We start from the raw sequence: 19062 nt of genomic DNA, 5'->3' as shown, positions 1-19062 counted from the left end.
CAGGAAAAGACTTACCTGTGGCCTATGGAGACCGCGACATGACCAAGCCACCCCTGACCCTTTACCTTGCCGCTCCGCGTGGCTTTTGCGCCGGTGTGGACCGGGCCATCAAGATCGTTGAAATGGCGCTGCAGAAGTGGGGTGCCCCGGTTTATGTGCGCCACGAGATCGTGCACAACAAATTCGTCGTCGACGGGCTGCGCGCGCAAGGTGCCGTGTTTGTCGAGGAACTGGACGAATGCCCCGATGACCGCCCGGTGATTTTCTCTGCCCACGGCGTACCGAAATCCGTTCCGGCCACAGCTACGCAGCGCGAGATGATCTATGTCGACGCCACCTGCCCGTTGGTCTCTAAGGTGCATGTCGAGGCCCAACGCCATGCTGACGCCGGACTGCAGATGATCATGATCGGCCACAAGGGCCACCCCGAGACGATCGGAACCATGGGTCAGTTGCCGGATGGAGAGGTTCTGCTGGTCGAAACCGTCGAAGATGTGGGGACCGTGCAGGTGCGCAATCCGGACAAACTGGCCTATGTCACCCAGACCACCCTGTCGGTGGATGACACCAAGGATATAGTTGCCGCACTCGAGGTGCGTTTCCCCGCCATCGTTGGCCCGCACAAGGAAGACATCTGCTACGCCACGACTAATCGACAAGAGGCCGTCAAGGCCGTGGCCCCGAAATCGGACGCCCTGCTGGTGGTCGGTGCGCCGAACTCGTCAAACTCGCGCCGACTGGTCGAGGTTGCCTCGCGTGCCGGGTGCAACTATGCGCAGTTGGTGCAGCGCTCGACCGATATCGACTGGCGGGCGCTAGAGGGTATCTCGTCCGTTGCCATCACCGCAGGCGCGTCGGCCCCCGAAGTGCTGGTCAACGAGGTGATCGACGCCTTCCGCGACCATTACGACGTCACTGTCGAGTTGGTCGAAACTGCCGTCGAGAACGTCGAATTCAAGGTCCCCCGCGTTCTGAGGCAACCCGCATGAGGGGCGTTCCAAGGGCTCCGCTGATCCTGGGGCTGGCCGGGTTGATTCCGTTTATCTGGGGCGCACTGACGTATCTGAACGATGATTTGCACACCTGGGGCACACAGACTTTTGGGTCGCGCTTCGTAGGCCCCTATGTGCAGTTATTCTACGGCTCTGTGATCCTCAGTTTTATGTCGGGTGTCCTGTGGGGATTTGCCACCAAGACCTCGGGCAGCAAGGCTGCGACCTGCTATCTGCTGTCGGTTCTACCCGCGCTGTGGGCGTTCTTCAAAACCGGCGGTGGTCCGGTCGGTGCCGGCACCAACCTGATGTACGGGTTTGCCGGGGTGCTGGTTCTGGATGCCCTCTTTGCCTATTGGCGCCTGACCCCAACTTGGTGGCTACGGCTGCGTGTGACGCTGACCGCCATCGTACTGGCCTGCCTTGCTGTAGGAGTTTACCTGTGACCGACAAAAGAACGATCAACGCCTACACGACGCGCGTGGCAGATTATCTTCAGATCCCTTTGCCCCCGGAACAGATCGAAGCTCGCATGGCTTTTGCCGAAGCCGTCGGCGCCGGGTATGTTCTGGATCTGGGCGCGGGCCCCGGATCAGACAGCGGGTTCTTCATGCGCGAGGGTCTGACCGTACGGGCGCTGGACGCAACCCCGGCCTTTGTCGAGCACGCACGTGAAAACGGTGTAGATGCGCATTTGGGCACCTTTGACGATGTAACGGAAGAGGCTGAGTATGACGGCATTTACGCCAGCTTTTCCCTGCTGCACGCCCCCCGCTCAGATTTCCCACGGCATCTGGCCGCGATCCACCGAGCACTGAAGCCTGAGGGTGTCTTTTTCCTCGGCCTAAAACTGGGCACGGGTGAACATCGCGACGACCTGGATCGCTACTACACCTATTTCTCGCAGACCGAGATTGAAGAGGCATTGGATCAGGCTGGTTTCACAATCGACCGGGTCACCACCGGTATGGGTTCGGGTCTGGCCGGTTCCTATGACGGTTTCATTCTGGTGCTGGCCCATGCCTGAGCTTTTTGCCTATACCGACGGAGCTTGTTCGGGCAATCCCGGCCCCGGCGGCTGGGGCGTGTTGTTACGCGCGGTCGACGGCGACAAAGTCCTGAAAGAGCGCGAGTTGAAGGGCGGCGAGGCCGAGACCACCAACAACCGCATGGAACTGCTGGCCGCGATCAGCGCTCTGGAAACGCTGGAGCGCTCGTCGAAGATCACCGTGGTCACCGATAGTGCCTATGTGAAAAACGGCGTCACTGGCTGGATTTTCGGGTGGAAGCGGAACGGCTGGAAAACCTCGAACAAAAAGCCAGTTAAAAATGTCGATCTGTGGCAACGGCTGGATGAGGCACAGACCTGTCACGATGTGACCTGGGAGTGGGTTAAGGGCCACGCCGGCCACCCCGAAAACGAAAAAGCTGATGAGCTCGCCCGCGCGGGCATGGCCCCCTACAAGCCGAAAAAGGCGCAGACGTGAGCGGGCTTGCCCTGCTGGACTACGCCTCAGTTCTGGTTTTTGCATTGACCGGAGCTCTGGTGGCCAGCCGGGCGCAGCTGGATCTGGTCGGGTTTGCCTTCATAGCCTGCCTGACGGCGGTGGGCGGCGGCACGGTTCGAGACCTTCTGTTGAACCGCCACCCGGTCTTCTGGGTCGGACAACCCGATTATATCCTAATCGCCGTCGCCGCAGCGGTTCTGGTATTCTTTACCGCCCATTTGGTCGAAAGCCGCTACAACTGGCTGGTCTGGCTGGACAGTTTCGCCTTGTCCATCGCAGTCGCTGCCGGGACGGGCGCTGCGCTGTCGCTGGGCCAATCGGGCGTGATTGTTGTGCTGATGGGCATTTCCACGGGTTGTCTCGGCGGATTGATGCGCGATGTGGTCTGCAACGAAGTGCCTCTGGTTTTGAAGCAGGGCGAGCTGTATGTCTCCTGCGCATTTACGGGGGCTTTAACCGCAGTCATGGCAGACCGTCTTGGATTCGAAGAGCTCGTCGCCCTTGCCGCCTGCGCGCTGATCTGCTGGGCATTGCGGGCCGGGTCGCTGCTATTTGGCTGGCGGCTCCCTGTGTACAAAAGTCGCCCGCCGAGAAATTAAGAAAGGTCGCGTTCCAAATGAAGAAATCGTCCGTTTTTGTCGCGACTGGTTTCGCGTTGCTGAGTGCTTGCGCGGAACAATACGACCCGGTTCGTTTTGAGGCGCAGGGAGATGAGATTATCGTGGTCGGCACTATTGATCACACGACTCTGACCGCGTTTCAGGACGTCACTCGGCAGAACCCAGAGATCAAAACCCTTGTACTGCAATACATCGAAGGTTCGGTCGATGATGACGCCAATGTCGTGTTTTCGCGCGTCGTGCACGAACAAGGGTTTGACACGGTCGTTCCCTCGGACGGAATGGTCGCCTCGGGCGGAACAGACCTGTTTTTAGCAGGCAACAAGCGCGTTCTGGAACCTGGGGCTTGCGTTGGTGTCCATAGCTGGGGTGGCTGGAACATCGTCGCCACCGAAATTCCGGAAGATGACCCCGAGCATGACCGTTACCTCGACTATTACGAAGATATCGGCGTCGAGGACGCGTTCTATTGGTACACCCTAGACGCCGCGCCCGCCGAAGGGATGCACTGGATGACCGCCGCCGAGGCTGATCAATACGATCTAACCACCGGCAGGGCACCGCGCCTCGGATCATCCGTTATCTGCGACGAACGCTAGCCTTAGCGTGACAGCAGCCGCCCGCCGATTTCCTTGACGAATTTTGCCGCCACCATCGCGGTCATCCCGTATGGGTCGCGATGCGGGTTCAACTCAACAATATCCGCGCCGACCAGTTGCCCTTTGAACCGGTGGATCAGGTTGATCACCTCACGCGTGCTGAGCCCGCCGGGTTCGTGATGCGAGACGCCCGGCGCAAATGCCGGATCCAGCGCGTCCAAGTCCAGCGATAGGTAGACCGGGCCGTCAAAGCTGATCTCAAGCTCAGGGCGCCAGCTTTGCATGTCGATCACCTCGACCCCAAATTTATCGGCCTGCTCCTGTTGGTGCTTGTTCATGGTGCGGATGCCGACCTGAACCAGTCGGTTGATCTGGCAGGTCTCCATCACCCGCGCGAAGGGGCAGCCATGGCCCAGCGGACCAATCTGCTGACTGTCATAAAGGTCGGGATGCGAGTCGATGTGCAGGATGTTCAGCCCTTCGTACTTCTCGGCGTGGGCTTTGATCAGCGGATAGGCGACCGAGTGATCGCCGCCCAGCGACAACAACCGCGCGCCGGTGGCGATGCGATCAGCGGCCCCGGCTTCGATCCGGTCGATGGGTTCCTGTCCCATCATCTCGAACACATCCAGATCGCCGGTGTCCTTGAAACGGTCAGTCGCGCCTAGATCGGTGCCATCCTCGGCCGTCAGGTTCGCTGCCCCGGAATGCAGCGCCTCACGAATACGGCCCGGCGCAAAGGCTGGTCCCTGCAAGAACGAAGAATGCAAGTCCAGCGGCACCCCCATCAGGGCGACGTCACCGGATTTCAGATCGTAGGGCATCGTATTTCCTTCGGATAAAGCGTTCCGGCGATCTGGCCGTCAACTTGTCCGAAGGTCAAGAGGTTAGCGACGCAGGTAGGTTTGCCAGATCCAGATAACCAGCAACGCACCCAACACGGCGCCAACAAAACCCGAAAGCCAACCCGCAACAGTTATCAACGCGCGCAGAAGGAAGCCGCCCACCAGCGCCCCCACGATGCCGATTAGCATGGTCGTGGGGATGTCGGCCTCGATCCGCATCAGCCTTGTGGCCAGAAACCCGGCGGCGGCGCCAATGACGATCAGGGCGATGACGGGCACGTTATTTCCTCCAATGTGTCGGCACGATGATCAGCGCCCCGATGGACGAGATTACGGCGTTCAATCCGGGCGGGCCAAAGCTGATGCCGAACATGATGCGGACAAAATAGAACAGGAACGCACCGCCCACGCAAATGATGATCGAGGGCAGGTAACCGTTGTGGGTGAATCCGGTTTTCTCGGACAGGTAGCCCACGATAGCCGCAATCACGACGGTGCCCATCAGGACCATGAACATCTGGCTTACTCCGAACTCAGGCGGGTTCCGGCTGCTACCGGCCAGCCCCGCAGGAAGGTTTCCGCATCTTGTGCTCCCTTTCCTGCCCGCTGCAGGCGCAACAGGTCAATTGCCCCTTCACCACAAGCCACGCGGAGTGTGTCGTTCAGAACCTCTCCCGGCGCACCCTGCCCGTCGGTTAGTACCGAGGCCAGCAGTTTGACTCGGTCGCCAGCAATCTCGGTCCAGGCACCAGGGAAAGGTGACAGGCCGCGGATCTGACGATCAACCTCCGCTGCCGGGCGAGACCAGTCCACCCGCGCCTCGGCCTTGTCGATTTTTGAGGCATAAGTCACGCCGTCCTTGGGCTGCAGCTCGGGCGTCAGGTCTGATAGGCGGGCCAGTGCCTCGACGATCAGATCGGCCCCCATAGGCGCCAGCCGGTCATGCAGTTGTACCGTGGTTTCCTGCGGCCCGATATCGGTGGCCTTTCGCAACAGGACGGGGCCGGTGTCCAGCCCGGCCTCCATCTGCATGATGCAGATACCGGTCTGCGCATCCCCCGCCATGATTGCACGATGGATCGGCGCGGCCCCGCGCCAGCGCGGCAGCAGGCTTGCGTGGATATTCAGACAGCCGTGGTTGGGCGCATCCAGAATGGGTTGCGGCAACAACAATCCATACGCCACAACCACTGCCACATCAGCGTTCAGGTCGGCAAACGCGGCCTGCTCCTCGGGGGATTTCAGCGAAACCGGATGGCGGACAGTCAGGCCCAAGGCCTCGGCTCTGGCATGAACCGGCGTTGGGCGGTCCTTCTTACCCCGACCCGCCGGGCGCGGAGGCTGGCAGTAGACAGCGGCTATTTCATGCCCGGCTTCAACCAGCGCATCCAGCACCGGAACCGAGAAATCGGGTGTCCCCATGAAAACAACGCGCATGGTCACCCCTGTTTCTTGGCTTTGCGCAGTAGCATGTCGCGTTTCACCTTGCTGAGCCGGTCGAAATACATCCTGCCATTCAGATGGTCGATCTGATGCTGCACGCTGGTGGCCTCGATCCCCACGAAATCGCGACGGTCGATCATGCCCTGTTCGTTCAGGAATTTCACCGTCACCGCGCGCGGGCGCTTCACCTTGGCGGACACGCCGGGCAGGTTCGGGCTGGCCTCGTCATGCTCGCGCAGTTCAATCGAGCTGTGCAGGATTTCGGGATTCGCTAACCGCACCGCCTTGCCCCGCTCGGTCGAGCCATCCACGACCGCCAGACGCAGCATCACCCCAATCTGTGGACCCGCGAGGCCGACGCCGGGCATCGCCTCCATCGTGTCGATCATGTCGTCCCAGATGGCGCGAATGTCATCGGTGATCTCGGCCACGTCCTCGGCCTTGGTCCGCAGACGTTTGTCGGGCCACGGCAAGCAGGTTCGAACGGTCATGCGCGGGCCTGTTCGCGTTTCAGCTTCTGCATTTTGCGGGTGATCATCTGACGTTTCAGCGGTTTGAGATAGTCGATGAACAGCTTGCCGTTCAGGTGGTCGATCTCATGCTGAACGCAGGTGGCCCAGAGACCATAAAACGTCTCCTGCTGCAGGTTGCCGTCTCGATCCAACCACGTGACGTCAACCACTTTGGGCCGAGTCACTTCGGCGAATTGCTCAGGGATCGACAGGCAGCCCTCCTCATAGACGTTGGTTTCCTCCGAGGACGCAATGACCTCGGGGTTGAACATGATCAACGGGCGCGGGGCCTCGCCTTCTTCCTTCACGCAATCCATCACGATCAGGCGATCCAGCACGCCAATCTGCGGTGCCGCCAGCCCAATACCGGGGGCGTCATACATTGTCTCCAGCATGTCGTCGGCCAGTTTGCGCAGCTCGTCCGACAGGTCGGCCACCGGGGCACAGACCTTTTTCAGACGGGGGTCGGGATGGATCAGGATATTGCGTTTCATGGGCTTGATGTAGGCCATCCCGCCCCCCGCCGCAACGCCCCCCTTGCGCCTGCTGTAATTGTGGCTAGCTTTCCCCCCAACAGACGGAGCAGACATGACTTTCAACGACCTGACCGACCGCCGCGGAACCAACAGTTCCAAATGGGACAAGATGGAAGACCTGTACGGCGTGTCGCCGCAGGATGGGCTGGCCATGTGGACGGCCGATTCCGATTATGCCACCGCGCCTTGCGTGATCGAAGCGGTGCGCGAAGCGGCCGATCACGGCGTTTTTGGCTATTCATGGACCCACCCCGATTATCTGGCCTCGGTCCAGTGGTGGATGAAGAACCGCCACGACTGGGAGATCGACACCGATTGGGCGCTGACCTCGCAAGGGCTGGGCAACGCGATTGCCCTGTGTCTGGACGTCTGGACCGAACCTGGTGACGGGGTGGTGATCTTCACGCCCGTCTATCATGAGTTCGCTTACAAGGTGAACAAAACCGGCCGCCGCGTGGTCGAATGCCCGCTGGTTCGCGAAGGTGACAGCTATGGCATCGATCTGGAGGACGCACAGTCACGGCTGGACGGAACGGAAAAGATGTTGCTGTGGTGTTCGCCGCAAAACCCTTCAGGCCGGGTTTGGACCCCAGACGAACTGCGCGCCGTGGCCGCATTTGCCGAGCGGAATGGGTTGATCCTGGTCTCGGACGAGATTCACCACGATCTGGTCTATCCCGGCCACAAGTTTGTGCCGATGGACGTGGCCGCACCTGATGCGCGGCCATGGACGGTGACTCTGACGGCGGCATCCAAGACCTTCAACATTGCAGGTCAGCGCACCGGCAACATGATCATCCCCGACCCCGAGCTGCGCGCGGCCATGCGGTATCGCCTGCACACGCTGGACTATGCCCCCAGTGCGCTGGGTGTCGCCATGATCACCGCCGCTTATTCTCCGGCAGGTGCAGCCTGGGTCGATGAACAGATCGCCCATCTGGACAGCAACCGAAAACTGTTCGACGCGACCATCGCCGAAATCCCTGGCTTGTGGTCGATGCCACTGCAGGCCACCTATCTGGCTTGGGTCGATTTCTCAGGCACTGGCATGAATCACGACGAATTCGTCCGCCGCCTGCGGGAAGACGCCAAAATCGCCACCTCCTCCGGCCCCGGATTCGGCCCGGGTGGTGAGACCTTTGAACGGTTCAACCTCGCCACCCAACGTGCGCGGGTGGAAGAGGCTTGCGCCCGCCTGAAACACGCGTTTGCCGATTTGCAATAAGACCATGCGGCGGATCGCACGCATTGTCCTGCTGATCTGTCTGATTGGCGTGGCGTGGTTTGGTTGGCATCGCTACGGCCCGCGCTCGCCCGCGCCGCCAATGGCCCCAGAAGCCACGCAGGTCGACCATATACTGATCGAGAAATCCGCCCGCCGACTGACCGCATCTCTGGACGGTGCGATTGTCATGCAGGCGGATGTGGCCCTGGGTTTCGAACCCGAAGGCGACAAACAGCAGGAAGGTGACGGCAAGACCCCGATTGGGGTCTTCCTGATCGACCGGCGCAATCCGCAGAGTGCTTTTCACCTCTCACTCGGGATCAACTACCCCTTGCCCGAAGATATCGACCGCGCCCAAAGTCAAGGCCTCAATCCGGGCGGAGACATCTTCATTCACGGGCAGCCCAACGGCGTCACAGGTCTGACCCTGCCCGGAGACTGGACGGCGGGCTGTATCGCCCTTTCAAATGCCGAGATGGCACGGCTTTGGAGCTTGACCGCCACTGGCACAGTGGTTGAAATCCGCCCCTAGTCCTCATACCCCAACAGCGCGATCGGAGCGTCCGGCGCGCGGTAGAAATCTAGCGGAGCTTTGTCGCTAGCTGCGGTGCTGCGCTTGAATTCGTAACGCATCTCTCCCGCTTCCTCGTCATCCGCGATGATCAGGCATTGGTACAGGTGGCGCGCGCCGTCATAGATATCGACCAGCCCGCGCAGTTGCGGCGTGGTTTCGGCCTCAACCGTAAAACCATCCTTCCACAATCTGAGAATTTTAAAGGTATTGTCGCCAAACTCTACTCGAAGGCGACTGGCTTTTTTCAATCCTGCGATTCGCGCCGCATCCAATTCGGCGCTTATCTCCTTAGAAACATAGGTTGTCATAATAAGTTCCCCCCGGAAAAACGGATTCTATTGTGCGCCATTGAGTGTAAAAATCCAGTGAAGACGGTCACATAGCGTGGCATGAATTCGATCTGTTGCGCGGATATCTCGATCCGGCCTGTGCACCCATGCAGACCAGATGCGCGGCGCCTGATGTGGGAAGGCCGCGTGCTACGCCCTATGTTTGCGAAAACGCACAAGCGGAGGATGCACAATGGGCCTATTGGTCGACGGCAAATGGCACGACACTTGGTATGACACCAAATCCACCGGCGGCGCTTTCAAGCGCAGCGCCGCGCAGTTCCGCAACTGGTTGACCGCGGATGGCAGCGCAGGGCCGTCCGGCAAGGGCGGTTTTCAGGCGGAACCCGACCGATATCACCTCTATGTCAGCCACGCCTGCCCCTGGGCTCACCGCACACTGATATTCCGCGAGTTGAAGGGGCTGGGCGACCTGATCTCGGTCTCGGTTGTGCATCCGGATATGCTGGACAAAGGCTGGACGTTCGAAACGGATGACAACGGCGCGACCGGGGATACGCTCTATGGCCTCGATTTCGCACATCAGATTTATACAAAGGCCGACCCCACTTATTCGGGCCGTGTCACCGTGCCGATCCTTTGGGATAAACGGCAAGCGACCATCGTGTCCAATGAAAGCTCGGAAATCATCCGTATGTTCAATACGGCTTTTGACGGGATCACCGGCAATACTGACGATTACTGGCCCGAAGGGATGCGGGACGAGATCGAAGAGGTCAACAAACGCATCTATTCCGACGTCAACAACGGCGTCTACAAGTCGGGTTTTGCCACAACCCAGCAGGCCTACGACGCAGCCGTGGGTCCACTGTTCGACACGCTGGACTGGCTCGAAGACCGCCTTGCCAGTAACCGCTATCTGATGGGTGACCGCGTGACCGAAGCCGATTGGCGCCTGTTCACCACCCTGATCCGCTTTGACCCGGTCTATCACCTGCACTTCAAGTGCAACCGTCAGCGGCTGGTCGATTACCCGAACCTATGGGCCTATACCCGCGAGCTGTACCAATGGCCGGGCGTCGCGCGGACCGTGAACATGACCCATATCGTGCGTCACTATCACTACAGCCACGACACGATTAACCCGAACCGGATCATACCTGTGAACCCCGGTCTGGACTATCTGGAGCCTCATGGTCGTGATCAGCGGCCAGCCGCGTAGTGTTCGACCATCGCCGCCAGATCTTCTGGCGGCGTTGCGCTTTGCACATAGGCGCAGGCGTTGGGACTGTGGGCAAAGATCGACCCGTCCGAGAAAAAGGTGGTGTTGGTGACAAAGATCACCCGCGCGTCGGGGCGGCGGTAGCTGGCGAAATCAGCCACAGCCAGCGCGCTACCGGTTTCCAGAACCAAATCCAGCACAATGATTTCAAAGTCCTGACCATAGAGCGCAAGAATGGCCGCCTCTTGCCCCGGCACCAGCGTCACCTCCGCGCCGTGCCGTTCGAGATGCCTTTTCCAGACCCGACCAAGGTCGGGGTTACTCTCAACAATCAGAACTTTCATTCGCAACAACCTCGGCCCATGATGTGGTGTCTGGTGCCGTCCCCCATAAATCGTGATCACGCTTATTCCTTAACAAAGTGTTAACGGCACCATCTGGGGACGCTGAACAGGCGGATTTGCTTGTATAAACGGCAAAAATCCGCTTGAAGCAGGCCGAAACGAGCGATTCCGGCGAGAAACCCATGGCAAGCGATACCGAAAACTTGAACCCGCGCGCTGCGCGCGACCATGGCGGAGGGCTGGATGGAGCCATGGCCAATTTTGGCGGAGCCCGCGCGGATTGGATGGACTTGTCCACCGGAATTAACCCCCACCCATATGAGGTCTCAGGCCTGTCTCCCTCGGACTGGACCGAATTGCCTGATCACGGCGCATTTGAACGGCTGACTGAGGCCGCGCGCCAATTCTGGTCCGTCCCCGAAAGTGCCGCGATCCTGCCCGCGCCCGGCGCCTCGGCCGTGATTGCCCGCATTCCCGCGCTGGCCCCGCAAGGCCGGGTGCAGATCACGACACCCACCTATAACGAACACGCGGCTGCCTTTGCCGCGCAGGGCTGGTCGGTTCAGCCCAACCCCCCGGCCGAGGCCCGCGTCATCGTGCACCCCAACAACCCCGACGGGCGGGTCTGGACCGAGGCAGAAGCGAACGCCCCCCTGACCGTGATCGACGAGAGCTTTTGCGACGTCACACCTGAAGCATCCCTGATCCATCTGGCCGCCCAGCCCGGCGTGGTTGTGCTGAAGAGCTTTGGAAAATTCTGGGGCTTGGCCGGGTTGCGGCTGGGTTTTGCCATCGGCCAGCCCGACCTTATCGCCCGGCTGAACGATCTGACCGGTCCCTGGGCCGTATCTGGCCCCGCCCTGCGGATCGGAACGCGTGCGCTGCAGGATGCCGAATGGGCACATTCCACCCGCGAGCGCCTGACCTCTGAAACCGCCCGGCTGGACGATCTGATGACCGCCAAGGGCGCGACCCTTGTGGGCGGCACCACCCTGTTCCGCCTGTACGAAGTTGACAGCGCCTCCGACTGGCAGAACCGCCTGGCCAAAGCGCATATTTGGAGCCGTATCTTCCCCTATTCCAAAACCTACTTGCGGCTGGGCCTGCCCCCAGCCGATGGATGGAAAAGGTTGGAGGCCGCACTGTGAGCACAGCCTTTCTGCTTGTCTGCGCGATGTGTTTGGACGCCGCGTTGGGTGAACCGGATTGGCTGTGGTCGCGAGTGAAACACCCTGCGGTGATGATGGGCAATGTCATCGGATGGCTGGATAAGCGTCTGAACCACGGCGCGCAGCGGCAGCTGAAGGGGGTCGCTGTGGTGGTCCTACTGACTTGCGGTGCGCTGATCCTTGGTTGGCTTCTGGCCTTGCTGGGGCCCGTGGTAGAGATCATCATCTGCGCCATCCTGCTGGCTCAGAAATCTCTGGTGACACATGTGCGGGAAGTGGGCGAAGGACTGCGCGCTTCGGTAACCGAAGGGCGCGCTAAAGTCGCTATGATCGTCTCACGCGACACGCGTGACATGTCCGAGGCGCAAGTGGCGCGATCGGCGATCGAAAGCGCCGCAGAAAACCTCAGCGATGGGGTCATTGCACCTGCTTTCTGGTTTCTGGTCGCCGGGTTGCCGGGCCTGCTAATCTACAAGGCGATCAACACTGCAGACAGCATGATCGGTTACCGCACCGAAAAATACCGCGATTTCGGCTGGGCCGCCGCGCGTCTCGACGATGTGCTGAACCTAATCCCTGCCCGCCTGACCGGCTTGTTAATCGTGGCGCTGTCAGGTCAATGGAAGCGCTGGCCAGAGATGGTCGCGGATGCGCGCCGCCATATTTCTCCCAACGCCGGCTGGCCCGAGGCCGCAATGGCCCGCGCCCTAAACGTGGCTCTCGCCGGTCCGCGCAGCTATGACGGGCAGATCCGCGATCTAGCTTGGGTCAACGGCGATGCTCCGCGCGAAATCGGTGCACCGGAAGTTTTTCGCGCATGTGATATGCTTTGGAGGGTCTGGGGGCTTGCGCTTGGCCTCGTGTCGGTGTGGGTTGGGCTCAACTTTCTTTTCTGACGGAGCCTCCATGCGCTTTCTCTCTGGCCTTGTTGCCGCCACCCTGTTCGCCTCGCCGGCTCTGGCCCAATGCGGCGGCGGATTCAATTCCTTCGTTAAGGGACTAAAGGCCGAGGCCGTCCAGCAAGGGTTCGACAAGTCCACCGTCAACGCGTTCTTCAAAGGCGTGCAGCAGGACGGAGCGGTTCTGAAAGCCGACCGAGCGCAGGGCGTGTTCCAGAAACCGTTCATCGACTTTTCCCGCCACCTGATCTCGCAAAACCGGATCGAGCGCGGGCAGGCCATGTCGCGAAAATACGATGCGGTGTTCGACAGGATCGAGGCCGAATACGGCGTCTCACGAGGGGTTCTATTGGCCTTTTGGGCGTTCGAGACTGACTACGGTTCGTTTCAGGGCGACTTCAACACCCGTAACGCGCTGGTGACCTTGGCGCATGACTGCCGCCGCCCCGAACTGTTCCGCCCACAGATCTTCGCCGCGATTGAACTGTACCAACAGGGCAATTTCGACCCCGCCCGTACCACCGGTGCATGGGCAGGTGAGATCGGCATGGTCCAGATGTTGCCCCGCGATATTCTGGAAAACGGTGTGGATGAGGATGGCGATGGCAAGGTCTCGCTGAAAACTTCAGCACCGGATGCTTTGATGTCGGGCGCTAAAATGCTGTCGCATCTGGGTTGGCAGCCCGGTCAGCCTTGGCTGCAAGAGGTCACCGTGCCCGCACAAATGGACTGGTCTCTGTCCGGCCCCGGAAAACCACGCCCGGTGTCCGAGTGGCAAGCCATGGGTGTGCAGGCGCGCAGCGGATCGCTTGCTAACCTGCCCGCCTCGCTGATCCTGCCACAGGGACACAACGGTCCGGCCTTTCTGGCCTATCCGAATTTCGACGTCTATTTCGAATGGAACCAAAGCTTTGTCTATGTCCTGACCGCCGCCTATTTCGGCACACGGCTTGAGGGTGCTCAGGTTTATGACGCCGGCAACCCGGCACAGGGCCTGTCGGGGGCGCAGATGAAACAGTTGCAGAGCAAACTTCAGGCCAAAGGCTACGACGTAGGCAAGGTCGACGGCATTCTGGGGGCCGGAACGCGCGCGGCGGTTCAGGCAGAGCAGGTGCGGCTTGGGCTGCCGGCGGATGCATGGCCGACAGCAACGCTCTTGAACAAGCTCTGAGGATCATTTCATGAACCTGTTCGACGCTTACAATCTCTGGTGGGCTGACCCAAGCAACCTGATCATTCCGGCCGGAAAAACCGAGGAAATTCTGGACTGGCTTACGAGACAGACTCCTGACACTTGGCATCAGGTCGCAAGCTCTTGGAACTACGATTGGCAAGACGATGCGGTTGCTTGGATACTTGAACAGGACGCGTGCGACAAAGGTACCGCTGCCCAGGTTTTTCGAGTGCTAGGTGGAGGTTATTGGCTAACCGAGGTTTTCAACGACCCCGCTAAATATGATGATGAGGGCGCACTCTGCAAAATCATCCTCAAAAACTGGCACAGATACAAATCAGGTGAACTCAAACCCATAGCTGAGGTTCCTGCGTTTGTTATGAAAATGGTGGAAGAGAAAGGTGACGCACCACCGTTCAAAAACACGCCACTCAAAGAGATTATGACCTACTCCGGCACACGTGGCAGCGAGTCGATGTACGGATCAGAAGATGGAAAGATCGTTGTAACCCTTGACTACTGGATGAAATCCAAGGGGTACGAGCTTACAAAATAGCTTTGGAATGAACGAGCTGTTTCAACCTAAGTCAGAGCATCTAAACGAAAAGCAGTATTGTGAACTTGGTAGAAACAAAGCTCACATCCAATCCAGCAATTCACTAAAACTGCTTTCCCTCACTCCGGTCGCACCGGATACCGATCCCCTTTCTGATCAATCAGGATTAGCCTCTCGCCGCTGCGCACATACAAGTCGCACCGGCTGAACCCGTTGCGATAGGCGATGCAGACGCTGCCGTCCTCGGCGATAGTGTACGTGCCAAAGGCCGCGTCTCCGCTGGCGTATGTATAGGAATAGGCGCCTCCAGCCGAGAAAGCGGCCTTGCCGTCATCGTAAAAGGTGAACGTCTGGCCCGCCAGAGCGTCTAGTTCCTCGGGGGACAGAGGCACATCTCCGGGTTTGGTGGGCCATTCGGCGGCGATGGCTGGGCTTGCTGTCAACAGAGCGAGGATCAGATATCGGGTCATTTGGCCAGCTTACCCTGCCCGGTCGCAGATCGTCATAACGTTGCAGTGAGCGGTCAGGCGACCATCTGCTCGGCCTTTTTCAGATCGACCGACACCAGTTGGCTGACGCCCTGTTCCTGCATGGTCACACCGAACAGCCGGTCCATCCGCGCCATTGTCACCGCGTGGTGGGTGATGATCAGGAACCGCGTGTCGGTCTGGCGGCACATCTCGTCCAGAAGGTCACAGAAGCGGGTCACGTTGGCGTCGTCCAGCGGTGCGTCGACCTCGTCCAGCACACAGATCGGGGCCGGATTGGCGAGGAAGACGCCAAAGATCAGCGCTGTGGCCGTCAGGGTTTGTTCACCGCCCGACAGCAGGCTCAGGGTTGAAAGCTTCTTGCCCGGCGGCTGGCACATGATCTCAAGACCCGCGTCCAGCGGATCGTCGCTTTCGACCATGACCAGATTGGCCTCACCGCCACCAAACAGATGCTTGAACAACATGGCGAAGTTCGAGTTCACCTGTTCGAACGCGGTCAGCAAACGCTCACGCCCTTCACGGTTGAGGCTGGCGATGCCGCTGCGCAGGGCCTTGATCGCTTCTTCCAGATCAGCCTTTTCAGTGTTCAACGTGTCGAATTCTTCCTGAACTTCCTTGCTGTCCTCTTCGGCCCGCAGGTTCACCGCCCCCATCGCATCGCGCTGACGCTTGTGGCGGTTCACTTCGGATTCAAGGGCATCGGCCGCGGGCATCTGGTCGGGGTTCACATCCAACTGGTTCAGCAACTGGTTCGGCGTCAGTTGCTGATCCTCGGCAATACGTTCCGCCGCAGCGGTGACGCTTTCCTTAGCCGCATCACAACGTGCTTCAGCCGCAGCCCGGGTCTCACGCGCCTCGGAAGCCAGACGTTCCGCATCCCGCTCGGCCATCACGACCTCGCGTTGTTGGGTTTCGGCTTCGGCCAGCTTGTCCGCGGCCTCAGCACGGCGAGCCTCAGCGGCGTCGATCAACTCGTTCAGTTCTTCCCGCGCCTCGGCAATTTCAGCCGGTGCGGCCATGGCCTCGGACAGTTCTTCTTCCGAGCTTTCCTTGCGTTCCGCCAGTTCGGAGATTCGTTTCTCGGCGGTTTCTAAACGGTGTTTCCAACCGCTCAGGTCTTTAGTCACCTCCTGCGTTCGGCGAGTGCGAGCCTCTCCCTCGCGGCGCAGCTCATCATGGGTCGAGCGGTGAGTCAGCATAGTGATCCGCGCCGCCTCGACTGTTTGCTTGATGTCCTCGACCTGCGCACGGGCGCTGTCGAGGTCACCCAGCCCGTTCAACGCGCCCTCGGCCTCGCGCAGTTGCGCGCGGGCCGACATGGCGTCTTCCTTGTGGCGATCGACGGCAAGGGTCAGGGTCTCCAACTTACCTTGCGCCAGATTGCGGTCGGCTTCGGCCCGGCTGAGCTGGCGTGCGGTTTCTGCCATACGCTGATCAGCAGCGCGGCGGGCCTCACGCGCGCGGCGGTCGGCTTCAGTCACGTCGGCCAATTGCTGCGACAGCGCCTCATGCGCGGCGCGGGCGCCATCGGCCTGCGCTTCGATCCGGGCAAGTTCCTGTTTCAGCGCTTCCAGCTTGTTGAGCTGTTCCAAACGCAAGGCCGCTGCACTAGGTGCATCCTCGGCCCAGGCCCGGAACCCGTCCCAGCGCCACAGGTCGCCCGAGCGCGACACCAGCCGTTGGCCGGGTTTTAACGAAGCCTGCAACCGCGCACCCTGATCCGCGTCGACTAGGCCGATCTGTGCGATCCGACGGCTGAGCCGATCTGGCCCGGAAACATGCAACGCCAGAGGTTCAACTCCGTCCGGCAAGGGCTGATCGGCGTCATACCCCGCGACCTGCACCCAGCCCGAAGGACCATCCCCTTCGACCAGAGGTGCGCGCAAATCATCAGCCAGAGCCGCGCCCAGAGCCTTTTCATAGCCGGGCTCGACGCGCAGCAGGTCAAGCACCTGCCCGCCCTCAGCCGTGTCGCGTTCAACCAGCTTGGCCAGTGCGCCAGTTTCGGCGCGGATCGCACCCAGCTCGCCCTCGGCCTCGGAGCGTTGCGCCCGGGCCTCGGCCTCACGCGCCTGCGTTTCGTTGCGCAGCTCATCAGCGGCGGCCAGCGCTTCTTCAGCGGCTTCAGCGGCTTCGCGGGCCTCTTCTTCGCCCTCTTGCGCCGCCTCGAACGCCTCGCTGGCGCGGGTCAGGGCACCGCGCGCCTCATCCACAGCCGCGCGGGCCTTTTCCTCTTCTCCCTCGGACCGGGCCAGCGTCTTGCGACTGTCTTCGACCAGACGTTGCGCCGACTGGTGGCGGGCAACCAGACGGGCCATGTCCTCGGTTTCTTGCGACAGGTGATCTTCTCGATCCTGAAGAACTGCGGCCGCTTCCCGCGCAATCTCGGCGGCCTCGGCCACCTTGTCATCGTGGCCCTCAGCGGCTTTGGAAAGCTCGCGCGCCTCCCATTCCAGACGTTCGATCATCTGACCCGCGTCTCGGTTCAGGCCGGTCTCGCGTTCGATATCATGGGCCAGTTGCTGGATACGGTTGGTCAGCGTCTCGATGGTCTGGCGAGCACGGGTCTCCTGATCTGACAGTGCGTCACGCTGTACCTGCTGACGTTGCAGGACGGCAGCGGCAATGGCTTCTTCCTCACGCAGAGGCGGCAGGGTCTCCTCGATCTCGGCACGCTTGGTAGCGGCAGCGCGGGCTTCGGCCTCGGCGCGGGACGCCTCGGTGATCCGGTCGCGCAGCTTTTCCTCGGCCTGCTGGCGGGCCATGTCAGCCTCTTTCCAACGGCGATAAAGCAGCATCCCTTCGGCCTGACGCAGCTGTTCCCCAATCTCGCGGTAACGCGCGGCCTGTCGAGCCTGACGCGCCAACTGCGCCAGTTGCCCACCCAATTGTTCAAGCACGTCGTCAACGCGGGTCAGGTTGGATTCAGTGCCCTTCAGCTTTAGCTCGGCCTCGTGACGGCGCTGGTACAGGCCCGAGATCCCGGCGGCCTCTTCCAGAATACGGCGGCGGGCGCGAGGTTTGGCGTTAATCAACTCGGCAATGCGGTTCTGCCCAACCAGCGCAGGTGAATGTGCACCGGTCGAGGCATCGGCAAACAGCATCTGAACGTCACGTGCGCGCACGTCCTTACCGTTGGTCTTATAGGCACTGCCGACATCGCGGGTGATGCGGCGCACGATTTCAAGCTGATCGCTATCGTTGAAACCCGACGGCGCCAGACGCTCCGAGTTGTCCATGGTCAGGACCACTTCGGCGAAGTTGCGTGCGGGTCGCGTGGCCGCCCCCGCAAAGATCACATCCTCCATGGCCCCACCGCGCATGGATTTGGGACGATTTTCCCCCATCACCCAGCGCAAAGCTTCCAGAAGGTTGGATTTGCCACACCCATTGGGACCCACCACACCGGTCAATCCATCCGCGATGATCAGATCGGTCGGGTCGACAAAGCTTTTGAAGCCAGTGAGTTTGAGTTTGCTGAAGCGCAAAGGCAATTATTCCCGTGATTCCTATATCTGGAAGTCTGCGCAACCGATTGGGGTTGAGTCAACGGAGTTGCGCAGGATATGGGATATCAGGCCGACTTATCCACAATATCTTGCCGAAATGCGCAGGAATACGCGTATCTCAATAGGGCGTACACTCGAATACTTGATAACCCTCGCCACGGCCGATGTTTTCATAGATGCCGTAATCAACGCATTCGTAGTTTGGGGTGGATACAGCCGTCAGCAGTAACCTTTTCCCGGCTTCGCGGTCGCATCCCAGCACCCCTACGGTGACCGCTGCATCACCCAGCACATCCAGTATCGGACAGCCCGAGACTTGCGCCATCGCCAACCCGGCCCGGTCGCGGATCGGACCCAGACGGGGAGCGTACTGCATATTGACCCGAACCGCTTCGGCCAGTTCCCCGCGGACGCGCACGTCAAACACGCTGCCATTCACCGCAATCCGTGTGGCAGGCACATCGCGAAAATAAGGCGTGCCGGCCGAACAAGCGGCCAGCACGAGGAGGGAAAGGTACCGGATCATGCAGCCAGCCTAGCCGCTATATGGTTAA

The 19062-nt window shown here is 60.5% G+C and carries 24 protein-coding genes; 13 read left to right on the top strand and 11 right to left on the bottom strand.

Annotated features, from left to right (window positions below):
• Positions 1–38 precede the first annotated feature (38 nt).
• From ispH to ACXAGD_RS02825, 6 genes are read left to right on the top strand one after another with little or no spacing between them, the layout of a single operon-like run.
• Positions 39–989, top strand: coding sequence for a 4-hydroxy-3-methylbut-2-enyl diphosphate reductase (gene ispH / locus ACXAGD_RS02850; RefSeq protein WP_475208362.1), 951 nt, complete (start codon positions 39–41; stop codon positions 987–989).
• Positions 986–1438 (top strand): DUF3429 domain-containing protein, encoded by a 453-nt coding sequence (locus tag ACXAGD_RS02845; RefSeq protein ID WP_475208361.1) that lies wholly within the window; start codon positions 986–988, stop codon positions 1436–1438. Before ispH ends, ACXAGD_RS02845 begins: the two co-directional genes overlap by 4 nt.
• Entirely contained in the window at positions 1435–2019 is a 585-nt protein-coding gene (locus tag ACXAGD_RS02840) for a class I SAM-dependent DNA methyltransferase (protein ID WP_475208360.1), read from the top strand. The genes ACXAGD_RS02845 and ACXAGD_RS02840 overlap by 4 nt, the downstream gene beginning before the upstream one ends.
• Complete coding sequence (rnhA, locus tag ACXAGD_RS02835; protein ID WP_475208359.1) at positions 2012–2479, top strand: ribonuclease HI; 468 nt, start codon at positions 2012–2014, stop codon at positions 2477–2479. Before ACXAGD_RS02840 ends, rnhA begins: the two co-directional genes overlap by 8 nt.
• On the top strand, positions 2476–3099 hold the full coding sequence (locus tag ACXAGD_RS02830; RefSeq protein ID WP_475208358.1) for a trimeric intracellular cation channel family protein: 624 nt from the start codon (positions 2476–2478) through the stop codon (positions 3097–3099). The genes rnhA and ACXAGD_RS02830 overlap by 4 nt, the downstream gene beginning before the upstream one ends.
• A gap of 17 nt (positions 3100–3116) precedes the next feature.
• Positions 3117–3719 carry a COG3904 family protein gene (locus ACXAGD_RS02825; protein WP_475208357.1) on the top strand — a complete coding sequence of 201 codons (603 nt, stop codon included), beginning with the start codon at positions 3117–3119 and terminating at the stop codon, positions 3717–3719.
• 2 nt (positions 3720–3721) lie between these two features.
• Here the strand turns inward: ACXAGD_RS02825 and speB are convergent, their stop codons facing one another.
• From speB to def (ACXAGD_RS02795), 6 genes are all read right to left on the bottom strand, one after another.
• A complete protein-coding gene (speB, locus tag ACXAGD_RS02820; RefSeq protein ID WP_475208356.1) occupies positions 3722–4543 on the bottom strand; it encodes an agmatinase in 822 nt (273 codons plus the stop codon).
• A 63-nt stretch (positions 4544–4606) separates the two neighbouring features.
• On the bottom strand, positions 4607–4843 hold the full coding sequence (locus tag ACXAGD_RS02815; protein WP_170333744.1) for a GlsB/YeaQ/YmgE family stress response membrane protein: 237 nt from the start codon (positions 4841–4843) through the stop codon (positions 4607–4609).
• A 1-nt stretch (position 4844) separates the two neighbouring features.
• Positions 4845–5081, bottom strand: coding sequence for a hypothetical protein (locus tag ACXAGD_RS02810; protein ID WP_475208355.1), 237 nt, complete (start codon positions 5079–5081; stop codon positions 4845–4847).
• Between the two features lie 5 nt (positions 5082–5086).
• Positions 5087–6001, bottom strand: a complete 915-nt coding sequence (gene fmt / locus ACXAGD_RS02805) for a methionyl-tRNA formyltransferase (protein WP_475208354.1) — start codon at positions 5999–6001, stop codon at positions 5087–5089.
• 2 nt (positions 6002–6003) lie between these two features.
• A complete protein-coding gene (gene def, locus ACXAGD_RS02800; protein ID WP_170328333.1) occupies positions 6004–6498 on the bottom strand; it encodes a peptide deformylase in 495 nt (164 codons plus the stop codon).
• A complete protein-coding gene (gene def, locus ACXAGD_RS02795; protein ID WP_475212473.1) occupies positions 6495–7013 on the bottom strand; it encodes a peptide deformylase in 519 nt (172 codons plus the stop codon). The genes def (ACXAGD_RS02800) and def (ACXAGD_RS02795) overlap by 4 nt, the downstream gene beginning before the upstream one ends.
• 94 nt (positions 7014–7107) lie before the next feature.
• On the opposite strand from def (ACXAGD_RS02795), the gene ACXAGD_RS02790 reads away from it, so the two are divergent.
• Together ACXAGD_RS02790 and ACXAGD_RS02785 are read left to right on the top strand one after the other, a co-directional pair.
• Positions 7108–8280: a MalY/PatB family protein gene (locus ACXAGD_RS02790; RefSeq protein ID WP_475208353.1), complete on the top strand. Its 1173-nt coding sequence runs from the start codon at positions 7108–7110 to the stop codon at positions 8278–8280.
• Between the two features lie 4 nt (positions 8281–8284).
• Positions 8285–8812 carry a L,D-transpeptidase family protein gene (locus tag ACXAGD_RS02785; protein WP_475208351.1) on the top strand — a complete coding sequence of 176 codons (528 nt, stop codon included), beginning with the start codon at positions 8285–8287 and terminating at the stop codon, positions 8810–8812.
• Here ACXAGD_RS02785 and ACXAGD_RS02780 read toward each other — a convergent pair.
• Positions 8809–9162 (bottom strand): hypothetical protein, encoded by a 354-nt coding sequence (locus ACXAGD_RS02780; RefSeq protein WP_475208350.1) that lies wholly within the window; start codon positions 9160–9162, stop codon positions 8809–8811. The two genes, ACXAGD_RS02785 and ACXAGD_RS02780, sit on opposite strands and share 4 nt — an antisense overlap.
• 214 nt (positions 9163–9376) lie before the next feature.
• On the opposite strand from ACXAGD_RS02780, the gene ACXAGD_RS02775 reads away from it, so the two are divergent.
• Complete coding sequence (locus ACXAGD_RS02775) at positions 9377–10366, top strand: glutathione S-transferase family protein (protein ID WP_475208349.1); 990 nt, start codon at positions 9377–9379, stop codon at positions 10364–10366.
• Here the strand turns inward: ACXAGD_RS02775 and ACXAGD_RS02770 are convergent.
• Positions 10348–10710 (bottom strand): response regulator transcription factor, encoded by a 363-nt coding sequence (locus ACXAGD_RS02770; protein ID WP_475208348.1) that lies wholly within the window; start codon positions 10708–10710, stop codon positions 10348–10350. The genes ACXAGD_RS02775 and ACXAGD_RS02770 overlap by 19 nt on opposite strands.
• A gap of 182 nt (positions 10711–10892) precedes the next feature.
• Here ACXAGD_RS02770 and cobD point away from each other — a divergent pair, with 182 nt between their 5' ends.
• The 4 genes from cobD to ACXAGD_RS02750 are packed head-to-tail and all read left to right on the top strand — an operon-like array spanning position 10893 to position 14508.
• Complete coding sequence (cobD, locus tag ACXAGD_RS02765) at positions 10893–11858, top strand: threonine-phosphate decarboxylase CobD (protein WP_475208347.1); 966 nt, start codon at positions 10893–10895, stop codon at positions 11856–11858.
• Positions 11855–12775, top strand: coding sequence for an adenosylcobinamide-phosphate synthase CbiB (gene cbiB, locus ACXAGD_RS02760; protein WP_475208346.1), 921 nt, complete (start codon positions 11855–11857; stop codon positions 12773–12775). Before cobD ends, cbiB begins: the two co-directional genes overlap by 4 nt.
• Positions 12776–12785: 10 nt before the next feature.
• Positions 12786–13949: a lytic murein transglycosylase gene (locus tag ACXAGD_RS02755; RefSeq protein WP_475208345.1), complete on the top strand. Its 1164-nt coding sequence runs from the start codon at positions 12786–12788 to the stop codon at positions 13947–13949.
• A 10-nt stretch (positions 13950–13959) separates the two neighbouring features.
• Positions 13960–14508, top strand: a complete 549-nt coding sequence (locus ACXAGD_RS02750) for a DUF4274 domain-containing protein (RefSeq protein ID WP_475208344.1) — start codon at positions 13960–13962, stop codon at positions 14506–14508.
• A 119-nt stretch (positions 14509–14627) separates the two neighbouring features.
• Here the strand turns inward: ACXAGD_RS02750 and ACXAGD_RS02745 are convergent, their stop codons facing one another.
• From ACXAGD_RS02745 to ACXAGD_RS02735, 3 genes are all read right to left on the bottom strand, one after another.
• A complete protein-coding gene (locus ACXAGD_RS02745) occupies positions 14628–14978 on the bottom strand; it encodes a hypothetical protein (RefSeq protein WP_475208343.1) in 351 nt (116 codons plus the stop codon).
• Positions 14979–15031: 53 nt separating this feature from the next.
• Positions 15032–18487, bottom strand: coding sequence for a chromosome segregation SMC family protein (locus tag ACXAGD_RS02740; protein ID WP_475208342.1), 3456 nt, complete (start codon positions 18485–18487; stop codon positions 15032–15034).
• 139 nt (positions 18488–18626) lie between these two features.
• Entirely contained in the window at positions 18627–19034 is a 408-nt protein-coding gene (locus ACXAGD_RS02735; protein ID WP_475208341.1) for a hypothetical protein, read from the bottom strand.
• Between the last annotated feature and the right edge of the window lie 28 nt (positions 19035–19062).

Source organism: Ruegeria sp. ABF4_144 (genome assembly GCF_056160045.1).
The sequence above is the reverse complement of the archived record's forward strand: the minus strand, read 5'-3'. Positions and strand labels throughout refer to the sequence as shown.